Genomic DNA, 16,921 nt, shown 5'->3' on the forward strand with positions numbered 1-16,921 from the left:
GAGCGCAAATCGGGTGGGGCCACGGCAACACCGGAGCACGTTCGGTGTACCGTGCCCCAGTGCTCCTAAGACAGCTCGAGCCCCGGACAGCTCGTACCACCGCTGACGTGCTCAAGTTCGCACTATGGCCGCTGGCGGTCATGACCGTGCTGAACCGTGTTTTCATCAAGGCTGTCAACGGTTTCATCACCGACGACTACAAGCCCGTCTACGCGGCCTCATTCGAGTTCCTCAACGGTCGTCCGGTGTACACTGCGAATTTCGACTCCGTCGATCCGCACTACCTGTACCCCCCGAGCGGCACCCTGCTGATCGCGCCGATCGCCGTGATCGATTACGAGAAGTCGCGGTGGTTGTTCATTCTGCTCAATGCGATCGCGATCCTGATCGCGTGGTATCTGCTGCTGCGGTTGTTCGACTACACGATGCGCTCGGTCGCCGCGCCCGCGCTGCTGTTGGCGATGTTCATGTCCGAGACGGTCATCAACACATTGGTGTTCACCAATGTCAACGGCTGCCTGCTGCTGGCCGAGATGATCTTCTTGCTGTTGCTGCTACGTCGGCGTGATCTGTGGGCGGGAGCGGTGCTCGGATTGACCATCGCGGTGAAACCCACCCTCGCGCCGCTGCTGCTGATCGTGGCGGTGCGTAAACAGTGGGGAGTGTTCGTCACGGCGATCGCGGTGCCGCTCGTCCTGACCGCGGTCGCCTGGCCACTGTCTAAGGACCCGGAACAGTTCTTCATCCATACGTTGCCGTATCTGCTCGAATCGCGGGACTACTTCAACAGCGCCATCGTCGGCAACGCCGAGTACTATGGTCTGCCGTCCTGGCTCACCTGGGGTATCCGTCTGAGTATGGCCGCCATGGTCGCGGTCACACTGTGGCTGCTCTACCGCTACTACCGACACGACGAACTGTTCTTCGTGACCACGTCCTCCGGGGTGCTGCTCATCGCGTCCTGGTTGCTGTCGTCGCTGGGCCAGATGTACTACTCGATGCTGCTGTTCCCGTTCCTCATGTCGGTTGTGCTGCGCAATTCGGTACTGCGCAACTGGCCGGCCTGGCTGGCGGTCTTCGGTTTCATGTCCTATGACAAATGGCTGTCGGACCGATGGCCGGATGTCGGCCGCAACCTGGAGTATCTGCGGATCACCTTCGGTTGGGGTCTGATGCTGATCGTGGTGTTCTGCGTCCTGGGCGATCGTTATCTGGCCGCTCGCCGCAGCGGCCGGCTGCCGCAGCTCGACCAACCCTGGATGGTCACGGCGCCGGATTCCCGCGTTGCGGGGGTCGAGACCGACACATCGGCTCGGCGGCCCGACGGCGAGCCGGAGACAGGGAAGCCGGAATCCGCCCGGGTGTCGGAACAATCGCCTCGCACCGATGCGGTGCGCTATGGAACCACGACGGTCGACGGGAATCGTATTAGCGTGGAGGGATGAGCTCCGACCAGGACGCGACCGATACCTCCCTGCCCGAACCGCGGATCCGGCTGACCCCCCAGCAGTGGCGGGCGAAGCTGGATCCGATGGAATACGCGGTGTTGCGCGAGGCCGCCACCGAGCGGCCGTTCACCGGCGAATACACCGACACCACCACCGAAGGCATCTACGTCTGCCGAGCGTGCGGTGCAGAACTCTTCCGCAGTACGGAGAAGTTCGCCTCGCACTGTGGCTGGCCCTCCTTCTTCGACCCGGCCGATTCCGACGCGGTGCTGCTGCGCCCGGACAATTCCCTGGGCATGCACCGGGTCGAAGTGCTGTGCGCGAATTGCCACAGCCACCTCGGCCACGTCTTCGAAGGTGAGGGGTACCCGACACCCACGGACAAGCGCTACTGCATCAACTCGATCGCACTGCGACTGCACCCCTCGAACAGCGCGGCGCAATAATCGGTTCCGCCGTAGCGCGCAGCGAAACCGTACGATGCGCCGAGCCCGTCGCGCCGGCCCCGAAATTCGGGGGGTCGGCGCGGCACGGAGGCGTGGGGCGGATCAGGGCAGTGCGGCCATGAGCTGTTCGATCTCGACCCGCGGACCGGTGAAGAACGGGATCTCCTTGCGCACGTGCAACCGGGCCTCGGTGGCCCGCAGATCACGCATGAGATCGACGATCCGATGCAGTTCCGGCGCCTCGAAGGCGAGGATCCACTCGTAGTCGCCGAGCGCGAACGCACTCACCGTATTGGCTCGCACATCCGGGTAACCGCGAGCCGCCTTGCCGTGGTCGGCGAGCATCTTGCGCCGTTCTTCGTCGGGCAGCAGGTACCACTCGTAGGACCGGACGAACGGGTAGACACAGATGTAGGCGCCGGGGTCCTCACCCGCGAGGAAGGCGGGGATATGACTCTTGTTGAACTCGGCGGGCCGGTGCAGGGCGGTATTGCTCCACACCGGGGTGGCGGCCCGGCCCAGTTCGGTGGTGCGCCGGAAATCGGCGTACGCCGCCTGCAGGTCCTCGACCCGCTCGGCGTGGGTCCACACCATGAAATCGGCATCGGCCCGCATACCGGCGACATCGTAGATACCGCGTACCACCACCTCCCGGTCGGCGAGACCGTCGAAGAACGCGCGGGCCTCCTTGGTCGCCGCTTCCCGGTCGTCGCCCAGCACGCCGGGTCGCACCTGGTACACCGAGAACATCAGGTAACGAATGGTGGAGTTGAGAGCCTGGTAATCGAGTCGCGCCATACCCCCATCGTGCCACTGCGGGTCCGCGAGCTTTCGTCGGCGGTCGTCTCCGCCGACCCACTCCGGCCGGCGATCCACCACCGGATATCCGCCGATTCAGCCGACGAGCGCCGTCGCTATCCGCCGGGCCGCCGCGGTCGCCGCGGCGACACAGGCCGGTACCCCGACACCGTGCAGATAGGCCCCGGTGACGGCGAGCCCGTCGATATCCGCGACCGCCGACTCGATATCGGCCACCCGCTCGGTATGTCCCGGCGCGTACTGGGCGAGACCCCCCGGCCACCGTTGCACGATAGCCGACAGCACGGTGATCGGGATCCCGGTGACCGTCGCCAGATCCGCGGCGGCGGCGTCGACGAGGTCGGTATCGGACCAGGACAACGGGGCGTCGTCGCCGAACTTGCCGAACGAGGCCCGCACCAGGGCGGTGTCCCGGGCCGCCAGATGCGACCATTTGCGACTGGACAGGGTGAACGCCTTGGCCCGCAAGGCTTCTCCGGTGGCCACCAGGATGCCGGAATTCTGCGGAAGCGGGGTGTCCCGGGGCAGAGCCAACGCCACGACCACCGAAGAGGACAACTCGATCCCGGCGGCGGCCTCGGCGGCGGCGGGAACGATATCGCGGAGCAGTCGGGCGGTTACGGGGGCGGGAGTGGCGAGCACCACTGCATCCACCGCGCCGACCGGATCCAACTGCCAGCCCCGGCCCGCTCGGGTCAATTCGGTGACGGCCGTCGACCGAACGATCGTGGCCGCCGCCCGCTCGGCCAGCGCGTCCAGCAGTACGCGGTAACCGTCGCGGATACCCCCGAACACGGGGGCCGTCGAGGGCGGCGGCAATACCTCGGTCACCGCCGCGGTGAGGCTGGGTGCGCCCCGGTCCAACGCGGCGGCCAGGGTGGGCAGGGCCGCCCGGACACCGATCGAGGACGAGATTCCCGCGTACACCCCGCCGAGCAGCGGATCGACACTGCGTTCGACGGTCTGGGCACCGAACCGGTCGGCGACCAGACCGAAGACATCGATATCGCCGCCGGGGCGCCAGTCGAGGGGACGGTCGGGTTCCGCGGCTATACGCGCCAGGGTTTCCGCGTCGACCAATCCCCGAACCGATTCCGGACCGGCCGGGATACCCATCAGTGTGCGTTCCGGAAGCGGATGTGTCTCCCCTCCGGCCCAGATCAGCGGGCGGAGTCCGGCGGGTGTCACCAGCTGCGATTCCAACCCCAGTTCACGCAGGAGGTCACCCACCTCGGGCCGCCGACCCACAAAGGCCTCGGCCCCCAGGTCGAACGGTTCACCCGCGAGTTCGCCGGTACGAAGCACCCCACCGACCCGATCCCGGCCTTCCACCACCATGATCTCGGCCGACTCGCCCAACGACCCCCGCAACCGGTAGGCCACGACGAGCCCGCTGATTCCCCCACCGACCACCGCGATTCTCATACCTCGAACCGTATCGGTGTCCCCGCCACGGCCTACGCCCCGGGGCGCCGGCCCGCGACGGCGGATCAGAGTTCGTGGACCAACTGCACCAAAGCGGTCAGCACACCGGGATCGGTGTCCGGCAGCACCCCGTGACCCAGATTGAAGATATGGCCGGCGGCACCCATCGTCACCGCGGCATCGGCCTCGGCGACGATCCGGCGTACTTGCGCCTCCACCACGGGCCAACCGGCGAACAGCACCGCGGGATCGAGATTGCCCTGCAAGGCCTTTCCGGGGCCGACCCGACGTACCGCCTCGGTCAACGGGACCCGCCAGTCCACACCGACCACATCGGCGCCCGCCTCCCCCATCGCGCCGAGCAGTTCCCCGGTGCCCACCCCGAAGTGGATGCGCGGCACCCCGGCATCGGCGATCTCGGCGAAGACCCGTTCCGAATGCGGCAGCACATGCGCGCGGTAGTCGGCCTGCGACAGCGCCCCGACCCAGGAGTCGAACAGCTGGATCGCGTCCACCCCGGCCGCCAGCTGCGCCTGCAGGAACACGATGGTGATATCGGTGAGAACGCCGAGCAGTTCGTGCCAGGCCTCCGGATCGGCGTACATCATCGCCTTGGTGCGCTCATGGTGTTTGCTCGGGCCGCCTTCGACCAGATAGGAGGCGAGGGTGAACGGCGCGCCCGCGAATCCGATCAACGGGGTGTCGCCGAGCGCGTCGGTCAGGAGGCCCACCGCGTCGGAGACCGCACCGACCTCTTCGGGCCGCAGCCGCGGTAGCGCGCGCACATCCGCGGCGGTGCGGACGGGTGAGGCGACCACCGGGCCCACTCCGGGGGCGATATCGAGCTCGATACCGGCCGCTTTGAGCGGGACCACGATATCGGAGAACAGGATGGCCGCATCGACTCCGTGCCGACGGATCGGCTGCATGGTGATCTCGCAGACCAGATCGGGGTCGAAACAGGATTCGAGCATGCCTATACCGGCGCGGACCTCACGGTATTCGGGCAGTGACCGGCCAGCCTGGCGCATGAACCACACCGGCCGATGACTCGGTACGGCGCCGGTGGCGGCGGCCAGGAAGGGGGAATCGGTCAACCGGCGTCGGGTATGAGTGTTCATCACCGCTCATCGTAGGCCGGTAGCGGCGCGGTGGCGGATTCGCGCGAGGAAAGCGGGATCACCGGTCGGGAACATTTCGTGCGGATCGCACCCGACACGACGAGGACGGAGAACCGGCGGCAACACCGGAACGCGACGAGGTGCGTTTACGATGGGATGCGCTCGGTCCATGTCGGCACCGGATGGCCCGGCGCGCCTCCGACCGCGCCGGGTACTCGGGGTCTACCGTCGTTCAGCGTGACACCGCTCGACTTCCGCGACGGCGCTGCACCGACCGAGGGCCCCGACGACGAACCCGCTTCATTTCGCGCCGCGACCGCGGCCATGGGTACCGCAACCGTGCATCCCCGGATCGAGCTGGCTCCGATCCGCCCTCCGCAGCGCCTCGCACCGTATTCCTACGCCCTCGGGGCCGAGGTCCGCCACGACGAGACATCGGCGGTGCCGGTCGACTCCGAGGGCGATGCCTTCGGCAGGCTCATCCTGCTCCACGACCCGAACGGCGCCGAGGCCTGGCACGGGACCTTTCGGCTCGTCGCCTACATCCAGGCCGATATCGATGCCGCGCTGGCCGCCGACCCGCTGCTGCCCGAAGTCGCCTGGAGTTGGTTGGTCGACGCCCTGGAATCGCGCGACGGACCGTTCACCGCACTCGGCGGCACGGTGACCTCCACGAGTTCGGTCCGCTATGGCGATATCGCGGGGCCACCGCGGGCACATCAACTGGAGTTGCGGGCGTCGTGGACCGCGCGCACGACCGAGATGCGACCGCATGTGGAGGCCTTCGGCGAAGTGCTCGCCTACGCGGCCGGCCTGCCCCCGGCCGGTATCACCGATTTGCGGCCCCAGTCACACACCGATATCGACCGGCGGTGAGGGGACGTAAAGTCTTGCTCTATGCCGGTAGCAGAGGAGCCCGCCCGTCACCCTTCCGGTGGTGACCCCTCGGGCGGGACAGCAGATTCCGCGGGAGCGAAGGAAGCCGCGTCCGCGGCGGTTCCGCTGCTCGCCCCGGCCGATGGGGTACCCCCGGTGCTGTCCACCGCGGAAGCGATCGCCGTCGCCGCCGATCGATTGGCGGCCGGTACCGGCCCCTTGGCGGTGGACGCCGAACGCGCGTCCGGGTTCCGGTATTCGGCGCGGGCGTATTTGATCCAGTTGCGGCGGGCCGGAGCGGGCACGGTGCTGATCGATCCGATTCCGGTCGCCGATGCGTTCGGGCCCTTGGCCGCCGCGATCAACGACCTGGAATGGGTACTACATTCGGCCGACCAGGATCTGCCCGGTCTGGCCGAGCTGGGCCTGCGGCCGGCCCGGCTCTTCGATACCGAGCTCGGCGGCCGACTGGCCGGCTTCGAACGGGTGGGGCTGGCGGCCATGGTGGAACGGCTGCTCGGGCGGGCGCTGCGCAAGGGGCACGGCGCGGCCGACTGGTCCAGCCGCCCGCTGCCGGCGGAATGGCTCAACTATGCCGCGCTGGATGTCGAACTGCTGCTGGAGTTGCGCGACGCGGTCGCCGCGGTACTGGCCGAGCAGGGCAAAACGGTATGGGCCGAACAGGAATTCGAGCATATTCGGCTGGCCGAACCACCGGCTCCGAAACCGGACCGCTGGCGCCGCACCTCCGGCATCCACGCCCTGCGCCGGGCACGACAACTGGCCATCGTCCGGGAACTGTGGATCACCCGGGACACCCTGGCGCGCACTCGCGATGTGGCGCCTTCCCGCGTCCTGCCCGACGCGGCCATCATCGCCGCGGCGAGTGCCGATCCGAAAACCATCACCCAGTTGCGGGCGCTACCGGTATTCGGCGGCCCCCGCCAACGCCGGTACTCCCGGGAATGGCTGGCCGCGGTGGAACGGGCCCGCGCCCTACCGGACGCCGAGCTGCCGCCCATGAGCCAGCCCTATGACGGCCCACCCCCGGTGAATCGCTGGGAACGACGCGACCCGGCTGCCGCGGCCCGACTGGCGCGCGCCCGCGCGGCCATGGCCACCCTCTCGGAGGAGGTGTCGGTGCCGGTGGAGAATCTGCTCGCCCCGGATCTGCTCCGCCGCCTGTGCTGGAACGGGTTGCCCGACTACGACCGCGGTCCGGATTCGCTGCCCGACCTGGTGGCCGGTATCGAGGGCTTCCTGAAGGCCCACGGCGCCCGCCCGTGGCAGCGCGAACTCACAGTCGACCGGCTCGCCGCCGCCCTGATCGGCCAACCTTCCCGATAGCTCTTCGTACCGCGTCCCGGCGCACCGTCCGGACCGGTGGTCAGCGCGCGTCCAGCCAGCCGCTGATCCGGCGAGCGATATCCGGGGCGGTGAGCCCCAGTTCCTGCCGCACCTGCGAGACGCTGCCGTGGTCCAGGAAACGCTGGGGAATACCGAGATCGCGAGTAGGCACGTCGAGCCCGGCCGCACGCAGCCGCGCGGAGATACCGGAACCGATACCGCCGTGCAGACCGCCGTCCTCGAGAGTCACCACCAAACGGTGGTTCTCGGCGAGTTTGACAATGGTGTCGGAAACCGGCAGCACCCAACGCGGGTCGACCACGGTGACGGTGACCCCCTCCGGCTCCAACAGTTCGGCGGCCTGCAGGGCAGCAGGTACCAGCGAGCCGATGGCGACGAGCAGCACATCACCGCGCTGGGCCCGCGCGGAGGTGCCCTCCCGATCCGGCGCCCACAACACATCGACCCCGTCGAGCCGTTCCACGGCCGGGATATCGGTGACCACGCTGCCCTTGGGAAAACGCAATGCCGTGGGGCCGTCGCTCACCGCCAGTGCCTCCGCCAGCTCTTCTCGCAGGGTCGCGGCGTCACGCGGAGCCGCGACCCGCATACCGGGCACGATGCCGAGCAGCGACAGATCCCACATACCGTTGTGGCTGGCGCCGTCCTCACCGGTGATACCGGCCCGATCGAGTACGAGAGTAACCGGCTGTTTCAGCAGTGCCACATCCATCAGCAGCTGGTCGAAGGCGCGGTTGAGGAAGGTCGAATAGACGGCCACCACCGGATGCATCCCGCCGAGCGCGAGTCCGGCCGCCGACGCCACCGCGTGCTGTTCGGCGATACCGACGTCGAAAAGACGGTCCGGGAACCGTTCCCCGAACGCCGCCAGACCGGTGGGCCCGGGCATGGCGGCGGTGATGGCGACGATATCGTCGCGCCGCCGCGCGTGCTCGATCAGCTCCGCGGAGAACACCGAGGTCCAGCTCTCCGATTTGCCCTTGTTCACCGGGCTCCCGGTGAGCGGGTCGATCGGACCGCAGGCGTGCATCTGGTCGGCCTCGTGGTTCACGGCCGGTTCGTACCCATGGCCCTTCTGGGTGACCGCGTGCACCACCACCGGACCGCCGAAATCCTTGGCATGCCGCAACGCGGCCTCCAGGGCCACCACATCGTGGCCGTCCACCGGCCCGATGTACTTGATCCCGAGATCGCTGAACAGCTCCTGCGGGCTCACCGCGTCCTTGATACCGGCCTTCACCGCATGCACCATCGAATACGCCGAATCCCCGACCCGCGGGATGCTCTTGAGCAGGCGTTTGCCGGTGTCGAGCATATGTTCGTAGACGGGCTGGGTACGCAGTGCGGTCAACCGTTCGGCCAATCCGCCGATGGTCGGGGCATAGGAGCGTCCGTTGTCGTTGACCACCACGACCACCGGCCGGTCCCGGGCCGCGGCGATATTGTTGAGCGCCTCCCAGCACATGCCGCCGGTGAGGGCGCCGTCCCCGACCACCGCCACCACATGCCGCCGCCGGCCGCTCAGCGCGAATGCCTTGGCCAACCCGTCGGCGTACGACAGCGACGCGGAGGCGTGCGAGGACTCCACCCAGTCGTGTTCACTCTCCGCGCGGGACGGATAACCGGACAGCCCGCCGCTGCGCCGAAGGGTGTCGAACCCGCCCTTACGGCCGGTGAGGATCTTGTGCACGTACGCCTGATGGCCGGTGTCGAAGATCAGCGGATCGGCGGGAGAGTCGAATACCCGATGCAACGCTATGGTGAGTTCGACCACACCGAGATTGGGACCGAGATGTCCACCGGTGACGGCGACCTTCTGCACGAGAAACTCACGGATCTCGGTCGCGAGCTCCTCGAGTTGCGATACGGTCAGCCGACGCACGTCTTCGGGCGTGTCGACCCGGGAAAGCACTCCCACCTGAACTCGCTCCCTCCGGATAGCGCATCTGATCCGACCAGTCTAGAAGCCACGCTCACCGGCCCGATCTCGACAACGGCCCGTCGCGGCCGGCGATATCGGGCCGCGACATATTCGCCCAGCCTAATGGACGCCCCCGGCCCCGAGCCCGTCCACGGGCTCCGGAGGCCAGTGGAACGCGGATGCCCACCCCACCTTTCCGATCCCCGTACCGGGCCCCGGGACGCCTAGAGTGACCGACAGCACCTGCCCCGGGCCCGAGGGGATACCGAGAGCGAATAGACCGACACCGCAGGCGGGCGCCCCCGCCTGGGCGGCCGACAACGAGGAGACACCGTGAGCGAATACCACCCGGATACAACTGCCGCCCGGGTCGGCACCGTCACCGTCGTCGGGCACGGCCACGCCCGACAGACCCCCGATCTGCTGCGGTTCGTCGTCACGGTGGAGACCCGGGCGAGCAAGGTCGCACTCGCCTACGAGCGGGCCGGGCAGCGCATGGCGGCGGTGCTCGCGGCCCTGCGCTCCGACGGCGTCTCCGATGCCGATATCGGCACCACCGGACTGTCGGTGCGTACGGAGACGGTGTGGTCGCAGGACGGTGGGACGAGAATCACCGGATATGTGGCGAGTTCGGCGCTCACCGTCACCCTGCGCGAGTCGAGCGGGGGCGCCGCCCGACCCGATCCGGCCGCGATCATCGCCCACTGCGTCGAGGCGGGTGGCGACGACGTCCGGCTCGGCGGCCTCACCTTCACCTTCGCCGACGAGGAGGCGCTGTTGGCCCGCGCCCGCGACGCGGCCTGGGACAGCGCCCGGGCCAAGGCCGAGCAGTACGCCCACCGCGCGGGTCGCCGACTCGGTCCCGTCCTGGAGATCACCGAGAACACCGCTTCCGCCCCACCGACCGTGACCCCGGTCGCCCGGACCCTCGCGGCGCCGGCCGGACCGGAAGCGGTTCCGGTGGAGTCCGGGGAGGGAGAGCTGTCCGCCACGATTCGTGTCACCTGGCAACTGGACTGACGTTCACCCGGTCCGCGGCGTCACCGCTCCAGCAGCGCCAGGCATTCCACGTGATGGGTGGCCGGGAAGGCGTCGAAAGCACGCAGCTCGCTCAAGTGATATCCCGCGGCGCGATAGAGGCCCAGATCCCGAGCGAAGGCGGCGGGATCGCATCCGATGTGGACGATGCGATCGGGTCCGACGCCGGTGAGCGGGCCGACAACCGTTTTACCGGCGCCTGCCCGGGGCGGGTCCAGGACGACCACCCGAGGTGCCGGGCCGCCGGCGTGCTCGGCCACCCAACGTTCGACGCGCTGGGCGCGCAGGTCCAGCCAGGGCAGATCGCGCAGTGCCGCGACGCCGTCGGCGACGGCCGAACGCGCCGATTCGACCGCCAGCACCGACCCGGTCGGTCCCGTCCGTTCGGCCAGGCGGGCGGCGAACACACCGGCGCCGCTGTAGAGATCCCAGGCCGTATCCCCGGGGGCGAGATCGGACCACTGGGCCACCACATCCGAATAGCATTGCGCCGCACCGCGATGCGCCTGCCAGAAACCGGTGGCCGAGATCTCCCACCGGCGCCCCGCCACGTATTCGACGGCCCGCCCGCTACCGCCGAGCACCCATTCCTCCCGATGACCATGGGCGGCGGCGCGCCGGGCCGCGGCCCGGCGGCGCTGCGCACCGCGCCGATCGGATTCCGGGTCGTCCGCGAACCGGGGCTCGACACCGGGCCCGGTCGGGCGCTCATCGGCCGTCCGGACCCGGGAAGTATCGGCTCGGGAGCTCGACAGGGCCCGGCCGCCCGGGCGGCGACCGGCGGCCGGGTCGTCCCCACGACGACCGCGTCGGCCCCCTCGGATGTCGATCTCCTGGTGTGGTGGGGCGAGTTCGACGATATGGCGGATGCCGTCGGCGTCCACCGCCACCACCAGATCGGCACCGGGGGTCCACCGCCGCTCGGCGATGCCGTCCAGCGCACCGGGCACCGGTTGCGGGCAGCGTAGATCGGCTATCACCTCGGTGCTGCGATAACGATGTATCCCGGCGCGACCGGCGGCATCCACCGGTAGTCGGATACGTGTGCGCCAGCCGCCGGTCCGGTCGCCGAAGCCGGTGATCGGCTCCACCTCGACCTCTCGGTCGATACCGGCGATCCGGCGCAACTGCTCGGTCACCACCGATGCCTTCAGCGCGCGCTGGGCCGTGGCGGTGGCATGGGAGAAATCACAACAACCGGCGCCACCCGGCCCCGAGACGGGGCAGGTGGCGGGCACCCGGTCGGGGGACGGGTCGAGGATGTCGACGGCGTCGGCGCGGCAGAACGCGCCCCCGGTGTCCTCGGTGACCCGCGCCACTACCCGTTCGCCGGGTAACCCGTGTCGCACGAACACCACTCGGCCCTCGTGTCGAGCGACGCAGAACCCCCCGTGTCCGGGTGATCCGAGTCGCACGGGCAGGAGCCGGCCACGCCAATCGCTCATCGCTCGTATCCGTTCCGGTGCGGTGTCATGCCCCACCCCCGTATCCGCGACGCACAGCGCCGGGCGCGCTGTGTTCGCCTTCGCCGGAGGACCGGGCCCGAAGCGAGGAGCTCAGCTGCCAGGGCACACTGGTCACCATGACCCCGGGCTCGAACAGCAACCTGCCCTTGAGCCGCAGAGCACTCTGGTTGTGCAGCAACTGCTCCCACCAATGGCCGACCACATATTCGGGAATGAAGACGGTCACCACATCGCGTGGGGCGTTCTTGCGCACCCGTTTCACATAGTCCAGTACCGGTTTGGTGATCTCCCGGTATGGTGATTCGACAACTTTCAGCGGCACGGTGATATCGCTGCGTTCCCATTCGCGTACCAGCTTCCTGGTGTCGTCCTCGTCGACATTCACCGTAATCGCCTCGAGCGTATCCGGACGGGTGGCCCGGGCGTAGGCGAGAGCGCGCCGGGTGGGTAGATGCAACCGCGATACCAGCACTATCGAATGGGTACGACTGGGTAGCACCCCGTCCCATTCGTATTCATCCAGTTCTCGGGTCACCGAATCGTAGTGGTGGTGGATCATTTTCATCATCACGAAAATCACCGCCATGGTGAGAATCGCGATCCAGGCACCTGCGAAGAATTTCGTCGCGAGCACTATCACCAATACGGTTCCGGTGGCCAAAAGACCGATCGCGTTGATGATCCGTGACCGCAGCATGCGTATGCGCTGCGCGGGATCGCTCTCGGTGCGCAACAACCGGGACCAGTGCCGCAGCATGCCGGTCTGGCTGAGGGTGAACGAGACGAATACGCCGATGATGTAGAGCTGGATCAGCCGGGTGACCTCGGCGTCGAAGGCCACCACGAACCCCATCGCGGCGGCCGCCAGAAGGAGGATGCCATTGCTGAAGGCGAGCCGATCGCCGCGGGTGTGCAGCTGCCGCGGCAGGAACCGGCTCTGCGCCAGCACCGAACCGAGCACCGGAAAACCGTTGAACGCGGTGTTCGCGGCCAATGCCAGGATCAACACGGTCACCGCGGCCACGAAATAGAAGCCGATCGAGAAATCACTGAACACCGCGTGCGCGATCTGCGCGATCAGGGTTTTCTGCTGATACCCCTCCGGGGCGCCCACCAGTTGGGTGCGCGGATGTTCGGCGATCACGACGTGAATTTCCCGCGCCAGCACGATCATGCCGAGAAACAGCGTGATGGCGATGAGGCCGAGCATCAGCAGGGTGGTCGCGGCATTACGCGATTTGGGTTTGCGGAACGCCGGTACACCATTGCTGATCGCCTCCACGCCGGTGAGCGCCGCACATCCCGAGGAGAACGCCCGCGCCAGCAGGAAGAGCAGGGCCAGACCGGCCAGATGCTCTTCCTCGGCCCGGAGTTCGAATTCCGCGGATTCGGCACGGACCTCGTGATCCAGCACGAAGATCCGGATCAAACCCCAGATCAGCATACCGAACATGCCGATGAGGAACGCATAGGCCAGCAGGGCGAATGTCCGGCCCGATTCTCGGACGCCGCGCAGGTTCACGGCGGTGAGCACCCCGATGGCGAGCACGGCGAACAACGCTTTGTGCTCGGCGACGAAGGGTATCGCCGAGCCGGCGGTGGAGGCCGCCGAGGAAAGGGACACCGCGACGGTCAGCGCGTAGTCCACCAGGAGAGCGCTGCCCACCACCAGTCCGGCGTTCGCGCCGAGATTGGTGGTGACCACCTCGAAGTCACCGCCGCCGGACGGGTAGGCGTGCACATTCTGTCGGTAGCTGGCCACCACGACGGCGAGCACCACGGCCACCATCAGACCGATCCACGGCGAGTAGGAGTATCCGGCCAGACCCGCCACCGACAGGACGAGAAAGATCTGCTCCGGGGCGTACGCGACCGACGACATGGGATCGGAGGCGAAAACCGGCAGCGCGATCCGCTTGGGCAAGAGGGTGTGGCCCAGGGAATCGCTGCGGAATGGCCGTCCCAAGAGCAGGCGCTTGGTGGCGGTCGTCAACTTCGACACTGGAGGGAGCATAGGCGGGATCGGTTTCGTTCGTTCGGCGACATCTCCGGTTTTTGGGTTTGCCCCTATACCACAGGGGGAACGCCGGGGTGGGCGAGTTTGCGAGTACGGTTCGATCCCGGATGGACGAACCGGGCGGTCGCCCGGAGTTCGAAGGAGCGAGGTTCGCGGTGCACGTAGTGATCATGGGGTGCGGGCGGGTGGGGGCGTCGCTGGCCCGCACACTGATCCGACTGGACCACGATGTGGCCGTGATCGACCGGGACGAGGAGGCCTTCCGCCGCCTGGGCGCGAATTTCTCCGGTGCCCGGGTGCTGGGTGTGGGCTTCGACCGGGACGTGTTGATCCGGGCCGGTATCGAACGAGCGGACGCGTTCGCGGCGGTGTCGTCCGGGGACAACTCCAACATCATCTCCGCCCGGGTCGCGCGGGAAATGTTCGGGGTGCAGCGGGTGGTGGCGCGGATCTACGACCCCAAACGCGCTGCGGTCTACGAACGTCTCGGTATCCCCACCATCGCCACCGTGCCCTGGACCACCGACCGTTTCCTGCACACCCTGCTCGGCGACGCGGGCATCACCACCTGGCGCGATCCCACCGGGACCGTCGCGGTCGCCCAACTGGTGCTGCACGAGGAGTGGTATGGGCGCACCGTGCAGGACCTCGAACGCGGCATCGGTGCCCGGGTGGCGTTCATCATCCGATTCGGCCAAGGCGTGCTGCCCGACGCCAAGACCATCGTCCAGGCCGACGACACCGTCTACGTGGCCGCGGCCTCCGGCACGGTCGGTGAAGCGGTGGCATTGGCCGGGAATCCCCCTGCGGACAAGGACTGAACATGAAGGTGGCCATTGCCGGCGCCGGAGCGGTCGGCCGCTCCATCGCCCGGGAACTACTGCGCTCGGGGCACAGCGTGATGTTGCTGGAGCGACGACTCGACCACATCGACACCGGGGCCGCCCCGGAAGCGGTTTGGGTACACGCCGACGCCTGCGAACTGGAGCTGCTCGAGGCCGCGGGCCTCCAGGACTATGAGGTGGTCATCGCGGCGACCGGTGACGACAAGGCCAATCTGGTGCACAGCCTGCTGGCGAAGACCGAATTCGGGGTGCGGCGGGTGGTGGCTCGGGTCAACGATCCGCGCAACGAGTGGCTGTTCGACTCCGCCTGGGGGGTGGATGTCGCCGTGTCCACACCGCGGCTGTTGGCCTCGCTGGTCGAGGAAGCGGTCTCGGTGGGCGATCTGGTCCGGTTGATGACCCTGCGCCAAGGGCAGGCGAATCTGGTGGAGCTCACGCTCCCACCGGACACCATGCTGGCGGGTAAACCGGTACGCAGCCTGCGGTTGCCCCGCGATACCGCGCTGGTGACCATTCTGCGCGGCGGACGGGTGATCGTGCCGCAGCCCGATGATCCGTTCGAGGGCGACGACGAACTGCTGTTCGTGGCCTCGGCCGAGGCCGAGGAGGAGTTGCGGTCGATACTCGCGCCGCACGGCCTCACTACTCCTTGAGCGACGCGGCGGCCGAACGATATGGGACTCCGTCAGGAGATCTCCCGCATCCGGGCGCGCAGTTTGTTCAGGGCCCGGTGTTGCATCACCCGCACCACCCCCGGGGTGGTGCCGATCGCCTCGGCGGTCTGCGCCGCCGTCCAGCCCAGGATGAGCCGCATCACCAGCACTTCGCGGTGCACCGGAGCCAGTGTGCGCAGTAGCTCCGCGGCGGTACTACTGCGTTCGGCGGCCAGGGCCCATTCCTCCGGCCCCGCGGCCGGAGACGGTATATCGGGCACGTTCGCGGTGGGGTACACCCGATTCTGCTGGGAGTGGCGGAAAGCGTCGGCGACCTTGTTGGCCGAGATCCCGTAGACGAAGGCCAGAAATGATTTGCCCTGGTCCCGGTAGCGCGGAATGGCCTGCACGGTGGCCAGCAGAATCTCCTGCACCACATCGTCGACGGTTACCTGCAGATGGGCGGTATTACCCATCCGGGCTCGGCAGTACCGCTGCACCAGCGGATTGATCAGGCGCAGAATCTCCCCGGTCACGGTCATATCGCCCGCAGCGGCCGCATCGATCCGGGATTCCAGTTCGACCGCGATGCGCCGACTCTCCGATCGGGTCGTGTCCTCGTATCCTCGACGGGCACCCGGGGCCGCGAGCTGGTACCGGGCGGGTCGGCGTTCGGTAATCACAGGGCCCTCGTCCTCTCGGCGGATCGTCGTCACCAACGATCGTCCGATGGACACGGGGCGGGTGATAGACACCTCAGGGGTGGGTTCGTCCACACCCTGCCGCGGCAGCAGCGGAGGCGGTCAGGAGATCTCGGCCTTCGTACGCCCGGAACGAACGGGGTGATGGCCCACGCGACGCACCGCCCATACCGTCACCAGCAGCGCGATCGCGGTGAGCGGCCAACCCATGGCGATTCGGGCCACGGCCAACAGACCGGTGTTGTCGGCATCGTAGAGATGGTTCTGCACCAGATAACGCGCACCGAAGACGAGCACCCAGGTCAGGGTCGCGACATCGTAGAGCCGCACCGCGCGCCGCTCGACCCGCCATTCGGTGCCGTGGCCGTTGAGCACACCCCATATCACCCCCACCAGCGGCCACCGCACCAGAATCGAGATCGCGAAGACGGCAGCGTAGACGAGACTGGTGTAGATGCCGAAGAGGAAGAAACCCTTGGCCTCTCCCACCCGCCAGGCGATGAACGCGCAGATACCGACTCCGAAGAAACCGGATATCGCCGGCTGTACCGGTTCCCTACGCACCAATCGCCACACCAGGATCGCGGCGGCCACCCCCAAGGCGGCCCAGAGCGCCACGGTGAGACCGACCAGGGCGTTCACCGGGACGAACACCACCACCGGGAGCGTCGAATAGATCAGGCCGGCGAAACCACCCAGCTGTTCCAGCAGGGTGGGTGCCCCGCCCGGGGCGGTCCCGTCGTCGGCGCCGCGCACAGGCACCGGGACGGAATAGGG

The 16,921-nt window shown here is 68.0% G+C and carries 15 protein-coding genes; 7 read left to right on the forward strand and 8 right to left on the reverse strand.

The annotated features are described in order from the left end of the window. Positions 1-44 precede the first annotated feature (44 nt). Both ON32_RS13345 and msrB read left to right on the forward strand, forming a co-directional pair. Positions 45-1,445, forward strand: a complete 1,401-nt coding sequence (locus tag ON32_RS13345; protein WP_083874438.1) for a glycosyltransferase family 87 protein — start codon at positions 45-47, stop codon at positions 1,443-1,445. Continuing rightward, positions 1,442-1,894, forward strand: a complete 453-nt coding sequence (gene msrB, locus ON32_RS13350) for a peptide-methionine (R)-S-oxide reductase MsrB (protein ID WP_040791125.1) — start codon at positions 1,442-1,444, stop codon at positions 1,892-1,894. The genes ON32_RS13345 and msrB overlap by 4 nt, the downstream gene beginning before the upstream one ends. A gap of 102 nt (positions 1,895-1,996) precedes the next feature. On the opposite strand, the gene hemQ is transcribed toward msrB, so the two are convergent. The 3 genes from hemQ to hemE all read right to left on the reverse strand — a co-directional run bounded on the left by hemQ (position 1,997) and on the right by hemE (position 5,259). After that, entirely contained in the window at positions 1,997-2,692 is a 696-nt protein-coding gene (gene hemQ / locus ON32_RS13355) for a hydrogen peroxide-dependent heme synthase (RefSeq protein WP_040791320.1), read from the reverse strand. A gap of 96 nt (positions 2,693-2,788) precedes the next feature. Continuing rightward, entirely contained in the window at positions 2,789-4,138 is a 1,350-nt protein-coding gene (locus ON32_RS13360; protein WP_040791126.1) for a protoporphyrinogen oxidase, read from the reverse strand. 65 nt (positions 4,139-4,203) lie between these two features. Next, positions 4,204-5,259 carry a uroporphyrinogen decarboxylase gene (gene hemE / locus ON32_RS13365; protein WP_040791127.1) on the reverse strand — a complete coding sequence of 352 codons (1,056 nt, stop codon included), beginning with the start codon at positions 5,257-5,259 and terminating at the stop codon, positions 4,204-4,206. A gap of 324 nt (positions 5,260-5,583) precedes the next feature. Between hemE and ON32_RS13370 the strand changes: the two genes are divergently transcribed. Continuing rightward, positions 5,584-6,135: a DUF3000 domain-containing protein gene (locus ON32_RS13370; protein WP_051133228.1), complete on the forward strand. Its 552-nt coding sequence runs from the start codon at positions 5,584-5,586 to the stop codon at positions 6,133-6,135. Between the two features lie 21 nt (positions 6,136-6,156). Next, positions 6,157-7,482 (forward strand): ribonuclease D, encoded by a 1,326-nt coding sequence (locus tag ON32_RS13375; RefSeq protein WP_083874440.1) that lies wholly within the window; start codon positions 6,157-6,159, stop codon positions 7,480-7,482. Positions 7,483-7,522: 40 nt separating this feature from the next. On the opposite strand, the gene dxs is transcribed toward ON32_RS13375, so the two are convergent. Further along, positions 7,523-9,421, reverse strand: coding sequence for a 1-deoxy-D-xylulose-5-phosphate synthase (dxs, locus tag ON32_RS13380; RefSeq protein WP_040791129.1), 1,899 nt, complete (start codon positions 9,419-9,421; stop codon positions 7,523-7,525). A 336-nt stretch (positions 9,422-9,757) separates the two neighbouring features. On the opposite strand from dxs, the gene ON32_RS13385 reads away from it, so the two are divergent. Continuing rightward, positions 9,758-10,444: an SIMPL domain-containing protein gene (locus ON32_RS13385; protein WP_040791130.1), complete on the forward strand. Its 687-nt coding sequence runs from the start codon at positions 9,758-9,760 to the stop codon at positions 10,442-10,444. A gap of 20 nt (positions 10,445-10,464) precedes the next feature. On the opposite strand, the gene ON32_RS13390 is transcribed toward ON32_RS13385, so the two are convergent. Both ON32_RS13390 and ON32_RS13395 read right to left on the reverse strand, forming a co-directional pair. After that, the gene (locus ON32_RS13390) at positions 10,465-11,907 is read right to left on the reverse strand and encodes a class I SAM-dependent RNA methyltransferase (RefSeq protein ID WP_040791131.1); all 1,443 of its coding nucleotides are present in this window, start codon (positions 11,905-11,907) and stop codon (positions 10,465-10,467) included. Positions 11,908-11,932: 25 nt separating this feature from the next. Beyond that, entirely contained in the window at positions 11,933-13,930 is a 1,998-nt protein-coding gene (locus ON32_RS13395) for an APC family permease (protein WP_040791132.1), read from the reverse strand. 170 nt (positions 13,931-14,100) lie between these two features. Here ON32_RS13395 and ON32_RS13400 point away from each other — a divergent pair, with 170 nt between their 5' ends. Both ON32_RS13400 and ON32_RS13405 read left to right on the forward strand, forming a co-directional pair. Continuing rightward, complete coding sequence (locus ON32_RS13400) at positions 14,101-14,766, forward strand: potassium channel family protein (protein ID WP_040791322.1); 666 nt, start codon at positions 14,101-14,103, stop codon at positions 14,764-14,766. A 2-nt stretch (positions 14,767-14,768) separates the two neighbouring features. Then, a complete protein-coding gene (locus ON32_RS13405) occupies positions 14,769-15,443 on the forward strand; it encodes a potassium channel family protein (RefSeq protein ID WP_040791133.1) in 675 nt (224 codons plus the stop codon). Positions 15,444-15,475: 32 nt separating this feature from the next. Here ON32_RS13405 and shbA read toward each other — a convergent pair whose 3' ends face one another. Both shbA and ON32_RS13415 read right to left on the reverse strand, forming a co-directional pair. Next, a complete protein-coding gene (gene shbA / locus ON32_RS13410) occupies positions 15,476-16,126 on the reverse strand; it encodes an RNA polymerase sigma factor ShbA (RefSeq protein ID WP_083874484.1) in 651 nt (216 codons plus the stop codon). Between the two features lie 120 nt (positions 16,127-16,246). Continuing rightward, a complete protein-coding gene (locus ON32_RS13415) occupies positions 16,247-16,906 on the reverse strand; it encodes a DUF3159 domain-containing protein (protein ID WP_245551012.1) in 660 nt (219 codons plus the stop codon). Positions 16,907-16,921 lie beyond the last annotated feature (15 nt).

This window comes from Nocardia paucivorans NBRC 100373, from assembly GCF_000308675.1.
Lineage (GTDB): Bacteria > Actinomycetota > Actinomycetes > Mycobacteriales > Mycobacteriaceae > Nocardia > Nocardia paucivorans.

Excerpts from the sequence above, each read along its gene's own strand:
- msrB (WP_040791125.1), top strand. The coding sequence starts at position 1,442 with ATGAGCTCCGACCAGGACGCGACCGATACCTCCCTGCCCGAACCGCGG.
- hemQ (WP_040791320.1), bottom strand. The coding sequence starts at position 2,692 with ATGGCGCGACTCGATTACCAGGCTCTCAACTCCACCATTCGTTACCTG.
- ON32_RS13360 (WP_040791126.1), bottom strand. The coding sequence starts at position 4,138 with ATGAGAATCGCGGTGGTCGGTGGGGGAATCAGCGGGCTCGTCGTGGCC.
- hemE (WP_040791127.1), bottom strand. The coding sequence starts at position 5,259 with ATGAACACTCATACCCGACGCCGGTTGACCGATTCCCCCTTCCTGGCC.
- ON32_RS13370 (WP_051133228.1), top strand. The coding sequence starts at position 5,584 with ATGGGTACCGCAACCGTGCATCCCCGGATCGAGCTGGCTCCGATCCGC.
- ON32_RS13375 (WP_083874440.1), top strand. The coding sequence starts at position 6,157 with ATGCCGGTAGCAGAGGAGCCCGCCCGTCACCCTTCCGGTGGTGACCCC.
- ON32_RS13390 (WP_040791131.1), bottom strand. The coding sequence starts at position 11,907 with ATGAGCGATTGGCGTGGCCGGCTCCTGCCCGTGCGACTCGGATCACCC.
- ON32_RS13405 (WP_040791133.1), top strand. The coding sequence starts at position 14,769 with ATGAAGGTGGCCATTGCCGGCGCCGGAGCGGTCGGCCGCTCCATCGCC.